A 13,670-nucleotide genomic window follows, 5' to 3' on the forward strand; every position below is an offset into this window, starting at 1 on the left:
TTAATAGTTCGCTAATTTAATTAATTTATTTCAACTTTTACAAGCTTAATCTTTAAATAGCTTTATTTTTCTTAAAAAAAAGTTATAAACTATGAAAGCTATTAAAATACCCGTCGTGTTTGCCATTATATCTAAAACCTCTCCTGATCTATATGACGTTGTTGTAACTTGTAGAACCTCAATAATTATGCCGTAAAAAAAACAACAAAAAACAGTAATATATTTATTAATTTTTGTTGTTTTTAAAGCTAACAACCATACCAAACTTAACACGAAATAAGCAAAGGTATGTTCTAGCTTATCTATATGGTTAATTTGTATAGGAGCTTTTTCTATTTTTACTAAACTAATAATAGCAATACTTAAAGTTATTAGTATTGCTATTATGGTTAGTTTATCCTTTAATAAGTTCTTGATATGCTTCAGCACTTAATAAATCTGCTACTTGTGAATCGTCAGATAATTTTACTTTTATCATCCACCCGTTTCCATAAGGGTCAGAGTTTACTAATTCTGGTTCATCTTCTAAAGCTTCATTAAACTCTACTACTTCTCCTGATAAAGGCATAAAAAGGTCTGAAACTGTTTTTACTGCTTCTACAGAACCGAAAACTTCTTCAGCATCTAATTCCTCATTTAATGTATCTACGTCAACGTATACGATATCTCCTAACTCTCCTTGTGCAAAATCAGTAATACCAATAGTTGCTACACCATTTTCTACTTTAACCCACTCGTGGTCTTTGGTGTACTTTAATTCTGATGGAATGTTCATTGTAATGATTTTTTATTGTGTTTGTTTTAATTTCCTAAGTTGTATACTAAATTAATTCCTGCATTAATAGATTGTCTTGGAAAAGTGGTAGAAACTGCATATTCAAATGTTTGGTGATTGTAATAAAAAGATGCTGTTAAATTGCTGCTTAAATTATAGTCGGCAATAAATTTTAATCCAAATAATTTCTCCCCTCCTGTAATCTGACTATTTTCTTCATCTACACTTCTTATCAATGTTAAGTTATCTCTTAACGATATATCAGCTCTTAAATTTATATCTCCTTTTAAAGTTTCTTTTTTTCCTGTAAATCTAGTGACAAATTTAACATCTCTTATCTTGTATCCAAACCCTAAAACATATTCTGTTCCTTTAACATCTGTTAAAGTATTATTATTAAAGTTTAATGTTAAAGATCTGTCTCTTCTTATCTCTCCTTTGAATGAAACTGAATTCTTCATTCTAAAATCTACTTTTATTAATGGTGAAAACTCATCAATTAAAGTTGCGGACGAAATTAAGAGTTCTGGTTGATAATTACCAGAAGTATTTGTATTTGTTTCTCTATTATTTGAATCATACTGTAAGTTATTAGAATAGTTACCTATTGTATACGATGATTTGTAACCATGTGATAGAGTAAACGAAGAAAAGTTTTTCTTAAACCATTTATATTTCATAAAACCATTATAACGTAATGTCCAGTTAGGAATCGGAATATTTTTAAAGATTCCTGTACTTACCGAATTCGGACTATTACCAGAATATGCAGCAATAAATGCTGGAAGCATTGCTTGCTGTCCGTTTGTTTGGTATGCTGCTGTACCCGTATTAGGCAAGCCTGTTTCTGCCGATAGTCTATTTGAAATAGTGCTTCTATAATCTAAGAAGTTTTGATATAATGTTTCATTATCAGTAAAAATAGTTCCTAACATAAAATGGCTAATACTATAATTACCTGTTTCAAAAGGTTTTATATTCGGGTCTTGCTCAAAACCTCCACTACCATTTGAAACAACATCTAACTGCTGTGTTAAGTTACTTGTTTGAATTCTGTTCCCTCGTAAATCAATAGTTAAATCTCTAAAAGGTTTTACAGACACATTATAATCTAGTTTTTTATATCTTGTTTTAGAGTAATTCTTACTGTAATACTCATCTCCAGCGTTTCTAGTAATTAACCATCCATTTTCAATTGCTGTATTTAAAATATCTGTTTGACTACCAAATACAAATCCTAAAGTTGGAGCTAAGCCTCCATCAAAACCATTTCTTCCTAAAAATCCAACTGAAGGCTTATATCCTTGTAGTAAAGTTCCATTATTTTGAGAGTAACTAATTTTTGCTCTTTTTACCGATGTTAACACATCATATACTCCCTTTCCTAATTTTTGACCAAAAGTAGCTTTCTTTTTAAGCTTTGGCTTTTGGGCTACTTGATTTCCTCCTAATGTAGCTGTTCCTTTTTGAGTTGGTTGCTTTTTTGTTCCTTTTAACAATAGTTTATCTACACCAACAATTTTATAAAAACGACCGAAATCTATATTTGTGTTTAAGTTATGTGTATTGGCATTCTGAATCATGTTTCCTACTTGCTCAATATAACTTTGTGAACCTGCTTTCCAATCAAAATCAGCTGTATATCCGTAATCTGCATTGATAAAATTCAAGAATGGAAACTTATTTAATGGTAATTTATAAGTTGTATTTAACTTTTGATGGTAATTATCTGGTCTTCCTATACTGAAAAATTGATCGTAAACTTCTAATTGTTCATCTTCTCCAAAACTATCGTATATATAATTGTTTGTCGCATTAAAGTTTAATTGTAATGACTTAGTTAAGTCGAAACCGATTGTATAATCCCAATTAAATAAAAATCTTCTTTGTATGAGTTCTGGTTGAGCAGGTAAAGGATTCACTGGGTCAATAATCAAGTTTCTTGACTGTTGACTATTATAGTTTCTGTTAATTCTTGAGTTTAATGCTATTGTTTTAGGTACTGGGTTAAAGTTTAAATCTTTTATAAATTGTAAGTACCTACTTTTAAATCCTTCTGATTTTTTAAATGGCTCTATACTAAAAGGAACAAAAGTGAAATTATAACTAGCACCAGCCATTACATTTTTGTTTACATAACTTTCAATATTGTAATCTTTATGAAACTCCTCGCTATGTGAATATGAGGCTGAAAAATTCTCTACATCATAAAATTTAGGTTTCTTCTTACTTTCTGGGTTTCTATTCTTTTTTACATTAATGAAACTAATACTTTTCCTTCTTGTATAATCTTGAGCATTTTTACTATTTGGGTTTTTATCAATTGCGTCTTCTAATTCTACATCTTGAAATTGTGGATCGTATTTTGGGTCTCTAAACTCTTCTCCATAACTATAATTCATAGGTACTTGCATGTTCCATTTTTTTGGCATCATTTTACCTAACTGAATATTGGTAGCTACACTATATTGTTTTATTTCTTCAATACTTCTTTGTTGTACACGATCTTCTACATTACCAAAACCTATGGTTGACATTCTTCCAGCTAAAGAGACATCCATTACATCAGCCATATTAGCATCTGCATTTACAACTGCTGCCCATCCTCCTTTGTTATCAAAGCCTACTGCACGTAATTCATTAAACCAAACTTCAACAGTTTTATTATCGCTAACTGTATTTTTAACCCCTAACATCACCGTTCTTACTTGAGCTAAGGTTGGGTTTCCTCTCACAGAAATTTTTAATCCATTAGAGCTTATCGACGAATACACATCAGTAAGATTGCTTCCTGTTGGTCTTTCAATTTTTAGGTTAGCTAACTCTTCTAATGGAATATCTAAATTATTTTCCTGAGGCCAAACATCTATAGATGAAGCGTTTGATGTAGATATTTTTAATGGCTTTTCTACTTGGTAATAGTTATCGTTTAAATCGGTACCTAAACGTATAATTGCTACCATTTCATCATCATTTGCGCCTGTAACGCTATTTTGATTTTCAGCATGTAAAAACATACGCAGCTTTTTATACCTACGCATATCAATACTAATATTTTTATAAATAGTTCTAACCTCGTCAGCTTCTAAGTCAGTTACCTTTAACGTTACAGATTGCTCGTTTTGACGTTGAATTCTATTGGTTCCTTGCAAACGTTCTCTTTGAATTCCTGGTGGCAGTTTATAACGGTCTTGATTTTGTTCAATGCTAACTACTCCTACTTCAAACTTGTTTAATTTATTTGAATCTAAATCCTCAGGAGGAGTGTTTGTATCTGGTAATGTTTTTGTATAACGTCTCCAATCTCCTCTTACCAATTCTAATTCTCCAAAACGTAATACTACTGGCATTTTGAATTGCGTTAAAAACATTCGTATAAAACGAATGCTATTAAAATCAGTAATTCCATTAATTTTTTGAGCATCGGTAACATTTCTAACAGGTATTCTAAATTGATACCATTTAGTGGTTCTTGTTGCTCCGTTTAAAAGTGTTACATTTTGTGTTTTTACATCAATAATATTATTTTGACCTAATACTAAATCTGTTTTATTTAGAGAAACCTCATACTCAAAATAGCTATTCACAGGATTCATTGTTTGATCCTTATTGATGTCTTCTGTATCTGGGTAGGTGGTTGATGATGTTGGATATGATTCGTTTGACTGACTCGCTGTTGGTGAGTTACCTTCTGTACCGTTAAAGTTTTTATATCTGGATAAAACTGATGGATTGGTGTTTTCTATTTCTCCTCCTCTAAAAAACTGGAAATTATCTCCCGCTGGGTCATCTAGTCCAGCAAATGCAGGGAATTTTATTCTTTCTTCTTCATCACTTAAACCGTCTAAACCAATATCTTGATTCGTTCTTGCATCATTACTAGAGTCAAAAGCATATAAAATAGAAGGATTTATAGGGGTATCTCCCCAAATAGAAGTTTGGATATTACCTCCGTCAGCTTTTTGTCCATCGGCAGGGAGCCCATTTTCATATTGCTTTCTTCCATCTTTTAATATATCTTCAGAAACATTACCTAAGTTTATAAATAATTTCCCTACTTGATTTGTTGGGTCATTTGGGTTAATTCCTGCAGGCAAACCTTCTTCAGTTGTAATTGAATAGTTTTCATACGGATCCATTAACCAAAATTGAATATACTCAACATTTGCTTGCTCAAAATTATTCGTGGTTAATGCTCTCATAATACCTCCCCAGCGCTCTTCAGCTGTTACACTGCTTGCATTTTCATTATAGTTATATGGTCCTCTTTCTGCAGGGTAATAAGCTAAATCTAAGGTTCTAACTAAGTTTTGTTGTGTAATGTCTAAATCTGTGTTAGGAAATAATTCATTATATCGAATTTGACGTACCTCATCTCTAGACAATTCATTCTCATCAATATTACTTGGTCTGTTTCCACTTCCGTAGAATAGTTGATCAATATTGTACCAAGCTAATTTCCCTCTTTTGTAATTGTATTCTAAACCAAAAGTTCCTCCATCAAAACCTTGAGATTCTGGCGTACTCGCTAAAAACCATTGCTGTGGTGAGTTTAAGTTAATTGGTATTTGTGAAGCTTCAAAATCATCTAAATATGAAGTTGCAGTACCATCTACATTAATTCCACTAGGAGATCCTGGTAACAAATATGCCATGTCAGCTCTAACCGAAACATTTGACGGAGCTTCAGTTTCAACGAAAGGCAATTTGTTTGCTAGTTTTGTTAAATAGGGTACTTCTGAAGAATAGTCTAAGTTCAAACCTAACATAATATTATCTATAGGCTCTCCTCCTAAATTTACCTTAGGTGTAATTGGCTTTTCACTAACATTTAAAAAAGTTCCCCCTAAAATAAAATCTTCAGAAAAACGATGTTCAACATCAATTCCTATAAATGTTTTTCGTTGCTGATTAAAAAATGTATTATTTTCTACAGATGCGTTAATTGGAATTCCTGAAGCTTCTAAACCTGGGTCTAAAATTTGCACACGACCTAATTGATAATCTACCACATAATCTATCCCTTCAACCAATTGTCTTCCTCCAGCTGTAACGCGAACTGACCCTCTTGGAACATTGAAAGCCCCCAAAGAGATCCCTCTACTTGTTTCTGATTTAAAATATCCTTTTAAGAAGAATTTATCTAAGTTCTGATACTCGTTTTTAGCTTGAATTTTAGTAGTTAAATATAATTCTTCGAAACCGTATTTTGTTTGATCTGTTGGATTGGTTAATTTCAGTAATAAATCTTCACCAAATGGTTCTGGCTCAGGAAACAAAATGTATCCTCTTTCAGAATTTACCGTAATTCCTTCTACATAATCAAAAAAACCATCTCCATTTGTAACTGCATATTCACTTTGGTCTAATTTATCTAAATTCAGCAACCTTAATAATGGTTCATTCTTTAACGCTGTATTTGCTGCATTTTGTAAAGTGTTTTGTAAGGTTCCTGTTTCATCATCACGATACAATAACTCAAAACGAAAACCTTCACGTTGTAATGGAAATGCTCCTAAAGCATATACGTTTTTCATCATTAAGCGCCACGTAGGAAAAGGCTCACCGGGACTATTTGCTGTAGCTGTTCCTGGTCGAACTGTATTTAAAATTTCACTACGTAATAATTTTACTGCTAGGTTTGCTGGTGCAACAACTCCATCGTTTGAAAACTCTCCTACTCTAAAAACTGTTTCACTATTAGAGGCTCCTACCACAGTATATTCAAAAGCTACTGCTAAAACTTCTCCGTCATTTAATCGTCTATTTAACGAGATAAACCCTAACTGTGGATGTAGTTTGAATTCATTAGGTTGTAACTTACGAGCATTTTGTAAGTATGTATAGTTAAAGCCTTGTCTCGCTGGAACACCAATACCATTAATTGCAGCATCAATAGTTGCAACATCTCTAATCCCACCTGAATTTGCTGTTAATAAAGAACTTAAATTATTCACTCCATTATAAGGTATAATTTCAGAATTAACTGATATAGCTCCAGGTGTTGTTGTTATTTCAGCTGGATTCACTTCATTTGCATCATCAGATTCTCCTAAATCGGCAAAAGCTACAATACTACGATAATCGGTTACGTTTTGATTTCTATTAGTTACCCAAACCTCAACTCTAGTAATATTTATAGGACTGTTAATTAAAGGGTAATTCTCTAAAGCTTCTTTGTAATTTTCTCTAAAATATTGTGATAAAAAGAAATGTCGGTCATTATCATAGTCAGATGCTCGTAATTCAAATGGTTCTATGGTTGCTCCACCTTCAGCAACTACTGTTTTAGATTGTGAATTTTGCTGTGAGAATGCAGCTGTAACATATGTTTTACCAAACTGTAATTCTGTTTTTACCCCAAATAACGATTGTGCTCCATTAATAAGTGAGTTTTTAATCGGCATACTAATATTACCCGCCTCGATATTCCTAATAATATCATCTTCGGTTGGAGTATATTCTAATTTAATAATATTTTGAAAATCAAAAGTAGATTGGGTATCATAATTTGCCGTTACCGTTAATCGTTTACCTACTTTTGCTTGTAAACTCGCACTAATTTGTTGATCAAAATCAAATGTAAAGCTGCTTTGATTTTCAACAGAGATTTGAGGGTTTTCATTGTTTTGATATACACCTCCAAGTTTAATATTTATTTGTCCTGTTGGGTTTACCTCAACAGTGTTACCTCCAAAAACAGATTCGAAAAACTTAGAATTTACATAGTATTTAGGTAATAAGTTTTTACGAGCAGCCTCACTGCCCTTCTTTTTAGGGTTAGTAGCGTCTACTTTTTCTTTAAAATAATCTTTTAAATCATTTTTTAAGCGGTATTCATTATACTCTTTAGGTGTCATAAAAATAGGGGTACCTACATAGTAATCTCCTATTTTTTCAACAATCATAAACTTATTCAACACCTTATCATAAGTTACTACTTTTTGAGAAGGGTTGTTTAAATAAAGTGTTCCGTTTTGGTTATATTTAAAATTATACTTAAGGGGAATAACAGTATCCTGTTTAGCATTACTTGTCTTATTTTTTTGAGTATTTTGTGAAAACGAAACAACACTTACTAAAATAGCAAGTGCTGTAAGTAGTCTATTAATAACTGCTTTTTCCAACCTTTTTTATAAGTTTTTTAACGCCTGTTTTATAAGTTTTTCAACACTAGCATCAGGTGTTTCTTTTAATATATTCCCTATTACCTTGTCAGCTTGTTTTCGTGCAAACCCAAGAACTTCTAAAGCAGATAACGCTTCTTCTTTATTTGTATTGTTCTGTACCACAGAAACTTCATCTATATCAAAAGTTTTTAAGACTTTGTCTTTTAAATCAACAATAACTCGTTGTGCAGTTTTAGCTCCAATACCTTTAACCGTTTGAATTAATTTTACATCTCCAGAAGCTATTGCCTGTGAAACCTCTTGTGAAGTCATAGAAGACAACATGGTTCGTGCAGTACTTGGTCCTACTCCTGAAACCGAAGTTAGTAACCTAAAAACTTCTCGCTCTGTTTTTGTTGAAAATCCATACAACGTATGAGCATCTTCTCTAATGGATAAGTGTGTATATAACAACACATATTCATCGTTTGGTAATAATGAATATGTGTTTAAAGAAATATGCATTAAATATCCTACTCCATTGCAATCTACAACAGCGTATGTAGGATTTTTTTCCACAAGTTTTCCCCTTATTTGTGTTATCATCTAGCTATTTTTTTCTATTGGTCTAAAATAGAAAAAATTATCTTTTAAAAAAACTTCTCTTATCTTATTGAGAAACTTTGTTTTTTGCTTTCATTTCCTTGTTTTGAGCATCTACAACTGCTACTGCAGCCATATTTACCATTTCATCTACACTTGCCCCCAATTGCAAAATGTGTACTGGCTTACTCATTCCAAGTAAAATTGGCCCTATAGTTTCTACTTCATCAACAGCTTTCATTAACTTATAGGTAATATTAGCCGATTCTAAATTTGGAAAAATTAATACGTTTGCTCTTTTTCCATTTAGTTTAGAGAAAGGAAACTCTTTTGCTAATAGTTCTGGATTTAAAGCAAAATCTGCTTGCAACTCACCATCAACTACAACATTTGGATAATGACGGTGGATGTAAGAAACTGCTTCCCTAATCTTAGTTGAACTTTCAGATTTTGATGATCCAAAATTTGAAAATCCTAACATTGCAACGTTTGGTTTCATCCCAAACATTTTAGCCAACACAGATGTTAACTGTGTAATTTTAGCTAAATCTTTTGCTGTTGGATTGATATTAATTGTGGTATCTGCTAAGAACATAGGCCCTTGCTTCGTTAACATCATATTTGTTGCTGCAACTCTTGTTACTCCATGATCCTTTTCAATCAATTCTAACATAGGTTTCACTACTGAAGGATAAGGTCTTGAATATCCTGTAATCAATGCATCTGCCTCCCCAGAATTCACCATCATTGCTGCAAAATAGTTGCGTTCACGCATCCATTTTTGTGCCTCTAAAAACGTAACTCCTTTACGTTGTCTTGATTTCCAAAATATTTCAGCATATCGGTTTCTTCTTTCTTCTTCCTCATCTGTTTTAGGATCAATAATTGGCACATCAGCATCAAATCCTAACTCAGTTTTCAGTTCTAAAATAATTTCTCTTCTTCCTAATAAAATCGGTTTTCCAATTTTTTCTTCATAAACTCTCTGTGCTGCTTTTAAAACATCTAAATGATCTGCTTCAGCAAACACTAATCTCTTAGGATTCTTTTTAGCTCTGTTGTGTAATAAGCGTACTTCTTTACTTCCTGTTCCTGAACGATCCATCAACTCCTCTCTATACCTATCCCAATCATCGATAGGTTCTTGAGCTACGCCAGAATCCATCGCTGCTTTTGCTATTGCTGGTGGAATTTCATAAATTAACCTTGGGTCAAATGGTTTGGGTATAATATATTCTTTTCCAAAAGAAAGGCTTACTTCATCATATACAATATTTACCTGTTCTGGCACAGACTGTTTTGCTAAATCTGCTAATGCGTGTACAGCAGCCATCTTCATTTCTTCGTTAATTTTTTTTGCGCGTACATCTAATGCTCCACGGAAAATAAAAGGAAAACCTAATACATTGTTCACCTGATTAGGGTGATCTGACCTTCCTGTTGCCATGATAATATCGTCTCTTGTCGCTATAGCTAAATCGTACTCAATTTCTGGTTCTGGATTTGCCATTGCAAAAACAATTGGGTTTTTCGCCATTGACAAAAGCATTTCAGGAGATACCACATTTCCTTTTGACAAACCAATAAACACGTCGGCATTTAACATTGCTTCCTCTAAAGTATTTACATCTTGATCTGTAGCAAATTCCGCTTTTTGTGATGTTAGGTTATCTCTATCTTTTCTGATAACCCCTTTACTATCACACATAATTACGTTTTCACGACTCGCACCTAAAGCTAGATACAAACGCGTACATGATATTGCTGCGGCTCCGGCTCCGTTCACAACAATTTTTACATCCTTAATATCCTTTTCATTAATCTCTAATGCATTTTTTAAGGCTGCGGCTGAAATAATTGCTGTACCGTGCTGATCATCGTGCATTACAGGAATATCCAACTCCTCTTTTAATCTTCTTTCAATTTCAAAAGCTTCAGGAGCTTTAATATCTTCTAAATTAATTCCTCCAAAAGTAGGAGCTATAGCTTTTACTGTTTCAACAAATTTATCAACATCAGTAGCATCTACTTCAATATCAAAAACATCAATATCAGCAAAAATTTTAAAAAGTAACCCTTTTCCTTCCATTACTGGCTTGGATGCTTCAGGACCAATATTACCTAACCCTAAAACTGCTGTTCCGTTTGAAATAACAGCCACTAAATTGCTTTTTGAAGTATATTTATAAACGTTGTTTTTGTCTTTCGCTATTTCTAAACAAGGTTCAGCAACACCTGGTGAATACGCTAATGATAAATCGTGTTGTGTTGCGTATTTTTTGGTAGGTACTACTGCTATTTTTCCTGGCTTCGGTTTGGCATGATAAAGTAAAGCTTCATGCCTTTTTCTAGAATCTCTCATAGGTTCGTTCTTGTTTGTTTGAACTTACAAATATACATTTTGTTTGTTAAGTAAAAGTAACTTGCTTACCTATAAAAGTTATATTATCTCATTAAACTCCTTTGGCTATTAACCCTAACTTTTGAGAATTATAAACATCATTAATAAAATTATTAAAAAATAATTAACAACCTGATAAAAGTCATATTTAGTCTTTCTTTTTCTTCTCAAATTTGCCCTAACCTTAAACCAATAGAAATGGAAACTACACAAAGACACATTATTAACGAAGAAGTACAATGGGATAAAACAAAAACCATTGTAAGCAAAACTGATGTTTACGGAACTATTTTATATGCTAACGATGTTTTTTCTAACACCTGTGAATACAGTACCATTGAGTTAGTTGGCGAACCTCATAATATTATCCGTCACCCAGATATGCCCAAGGTAGCTTTTAAAGTTTTATGGGACGCTCTTAAGAAAGGTGAAAACTTTCATGCAATTGTTAAAAACCTAACAAGAACCGGCAGATATTACTGGGTTATTACTGACTTTACCATTGATAAAGATGAAGAGGGTAAAATTGTAGGGTATACCGCTAGAAGGAAAGCCGTTCCTGATGGAGTTGTAAAAAAAATTGAACCTATATATAAAACACTTTTAGACATTGAAAAACTTAAAGGTGAAAAAGCTAGTGAAATGTATTTTGATGCCTACTTAAAAGAAGAAGTTGGTAAAACATATAATGAATTCGTAGTTGATTTGTTTAACGAAGAGCTTTCTAAAGAAGAAGCTGAAAAAATTAAGAATGAAACAAACCCTTTAAAGAAAGGATTAAATTGGTTTTTCTTTGGAGAAACAAACCCAACATAAATTTACTACCCCTAAATAATCCCTCTTAAAATGTTTTTTAAAAGGATTGAAACAATTGTTTCAATCCTTTTTTTTTTCACATTTACTCCTTATTGTTAGTTAATAATACAATTCTATTATCAAAAAATAAAAAACTAACATAATTCTATTATTATATAACTAATATTTTAGACCAAATAAAAATTACATTCTCTTACCGTAACTAAAAATCCTTTCAAAGCAAACTCCTACTTCAAAAACCTTATATTTGTTGATTATTTTTTGAGTAAACCACCCCGAATAACTATTAAAACAAAAAAAATGCACACAAACAATTCTCTTAGACCTTCTAAAGTTATAGATGAGGAAATAAAATGGGACAAATCAAAAACAATTATTAGTAAAACAGATCCTGCAGGGACTATTTTATATATGAATGACACCTTTGAAGAGGCTTCGGAGTATAATAAAGTAGAACTTATTGGAGAACCTCATAACGTTATTAGGCATCCTGACATGCCTAAGGTAGTCTTTAAAATTTTATGGGATAACCTAAAGCAAGGAAATAATTTCCATGCTATTGTTAAAAACTTAACAAGAACAGGTAGGTACTACTGGGTTATTACTGATTTTGATGTAGAAAAAGATGATAACGGAAAAATCACTGGATATACTGGAAGGAGAAAATCTTTACCTGAAAACGTTATAAAAAAAATTGAACCTTTATACAAAACGTTATTAGAAATTGAAAAAGTTAAAGGTGAAAAAGCAAGTGAATTATATTTTAATTCTTTCTTACAAGAAGAGGTTAACGCATCTTATGAAGATTTTGTTGTAAAATTATTTGAAGGAGAAACTGTCAACGCAAAAGAAACAGAAAAACAAACTCCTGTAAAAGAAAGTGGAATGCTAAAAAAAGGACTTAATTGGTTTTTCTTTGGAGAGACGAATCCTAAATAATCTTTATAAAATAATAAAACCGCTTTTCTAAGCGGTTTTATTATTTTATAAAGTCAATATTTCTTAATAACCCTGAAAACTTAGTACGCTTTACTGCCGATTTTTTAAACACTTTACTAAAGGTTTCTTGTGTTAACTCTTGCCAATCACGTTTTGTCATTTGCAGTAAGTTTTCTTGAGGCGTAAATAGACTTTCTTTGTGCGGTTGTGAAAAACGATTCCATGGGCATACATCTTGGCACACATCGCAACCAAACATCCAATCTTGCATTTCTCCTTTAAATCCTGACGGAATTGCATCCTTTAGCTCAATTGTTAAATATGAAATACATTTACTTCCATCAACTGTATTATTAGGCAAAATAGCTTGAGTTGGGCATGCATCAACACAACGAGTACAACTACCACAATGATCTGTTTTAAAAGGGTCGTCGTATTCGAGTTCTAAATCAATAATTAATTCCGCCAAAAAGAAAAACGACCCTTGTTGTTTTTGAATTAACAACGAGTGTTTCCCGTTCCAACCCAACCCTGATTTTTTTGCCCAAGCTCGTTCTAACACAGGAGCAGAATCAACAAAGCAACGACCAGAAACTTCTCCTATTTCATCATTAATCAACTGTAATAATTCCCGTAATTTATCTTTGATAATGTGATGATAGTCTTGCCCGTAGGCATATTTAGAAATCTTATAACTCCCTTCTTGCTGAACTTCCGAAGGAAAATAGTTGTACGACAAGGAAATTACTGATTTTGCACCATCTACCAGCAGTCGTGGATCTAAACGTTTATCAAAGTGATTTTCCATATAATGCATTTCACCGTGATATCCATTTTGCAACCATTGCTCTAAACGAGGTGCTTCTTCTTCTAAAAAATCAGCTTTTGCAATACCACAACCTAAAAAACCCAAGCGTTTTGCTTGTGCTTTTATAAAATTTGAGTATTGCTGTTTCTTATTCAAAATACATGGTTTTATCACCACAAAATTACCAAAAGAAAAATTATAATTTTATTCACTTTCTAT

The 13,670-nt window shown here is 32.3% G+C and carries 8 protein-coding genes; 2 read left to right on the forward strand and 6 right to left on the reverse strand.

Annotated features, from left to right (window positions below; all coding sequences use genetic code 11):
* Positions 1-45: 45 nt before the first annotated feature.
* From ACXIHB_RS09430 to ACXIHB_RS09450, 5 genes are all read right to left on the reverse strand, one after another.
* Positions 46-429, reverse strand: a complete 384-nt coding sequence (locus ACXIHB_RS09430; RefSeq protein WP_082118582.1) for a VanZ family protein — start codon at positions 427-429, stop codon at positions 46-48.
* Positions 395-775, reverse strand: coding sequence for a glycine cleavage system protein GcvH (gcvH, locus tag ACXIHB_RS09435; protein WP_462098116.1), 381 nt, complete (start codon positions 773-775; stop codon positions 395-397). The genes ACXIHB_RS09430 and gcvH overlap by 35 nt, the downstream gene beginning before the upstream one ends.
* A gap of 26 nt (positions 776-801) precedes the next feature.
* A complete protein-coding gene (gene sov / locus ACXIHB_RS09440; protein WP_462098117.1) occupies positions 802-7,902 on the reverse strand; it encodes a T9SS outer membrane translocon Sov/SprA in 7,101 nt (2,366 codons plus the stop codon).
* 6 nt (positions 7,903-7,908) lie between these two features.
* Positions 7,909-8,490, reverse strand: coding sequence for a Holliday junction branch migration protein RuvA (gene ruvA / locus ACXIHB_RS09445; protein ID WP_047787902.1), 582 nt, complete (start codon positions 8,488-8,490; stop codon positions 7,909-7,911).
* A gap of 64 nt (positions 8,491-8,554) precedes the next feature.
* Entirely contained in the window at positions 8,555-10,849 is a 2,295-nt protein-coding gene (locus ACXIHB_RS09450) for an NADP-dependent malic enzyme (protein WP_047787903.1), read from the reverse strand.
* Between the two features lie 237 nt (positions 10,850-11,086).
* Between ACXIHB_RS09450 and ACXIHB_RS09455 the strand changes: the two genes are divergently transcribed.
* Entirely contained in the window at positions 11,087-11,704 is a 618-nt protein-coding gene (locus ACXIHB_RS09455) for a PAS domain-containing protein (RefSeq protein ID WP_047787904.1), read from the forward strand.
* Between the two features lie 300 nt (positions 11,705-12,004).
* The gene (locus tag ACXIHB_RS09460; protein WP_047788346.1) at positions 12,005-12,643 is read left to right on the forward strand and encodes a PAS domain-containing protein; all 639 of its coding nucleotides are present in this window, start codon (positions 12,005-12,007) and stop codon (positions 12,641-12,643) included.
* Positions 12,644-12,683: 40 nt separating this feature from the next.
* Here the strand turns inward: ACXIHB_RS09460 and queG are convergent, their stop codons facing one another.
* Entirely contained in the window at positions 12,684-13,607 is a 924-nt protein-coding gene (queG, locus tag ACXIHB_RS09465) for a tRNA epoxyqueuosine(34) reductase QueG (RefSeq protein WP_047787905.1), read from the reverse strand.
* Positions 13,608-13,670 lie beyond the last annotated feature (63 nt).

It is taken from the genome of Tenacibaculum sp. IMCC1 (assembly GCF_054906355.1).

Coding starts and splice junctions, on each gene's coding strand:
- ACXIHB_RS09450 (WP_047787903.1), bottom strand. CDS start 10,849: ATGAGAGATTCTAGAAAAAGGCATGAAGCTTTACTTTATCATGCCAAA.
- ACXIHB_RS09455 (WP_047787904.1), top strand. CDS start 11,087: ATGGAAACTACACAAAGACACATTATTAACGAAGAAGTACAATGGGAT.
- ACXIHB_RS09460 (WP_047788346.1), top strand. CDS start 12,005: ATGCACACAAACAATTCTCTTAGACCTTCTAAAGTTATAGATGAGGAA.
- gcvH (WP_462098116.1), bottom strand. CDS start 775: ATGAACATTCCATCAGAATTAAAGTACACCAAAGACCACGAGTGGGTT.
- ruvA (WP_047787902.1), bottom strand. CDS start 8,490: ATGATAACACAAATAAGGGGAAAACTTGTGGAAAAAAATCCTACATAC.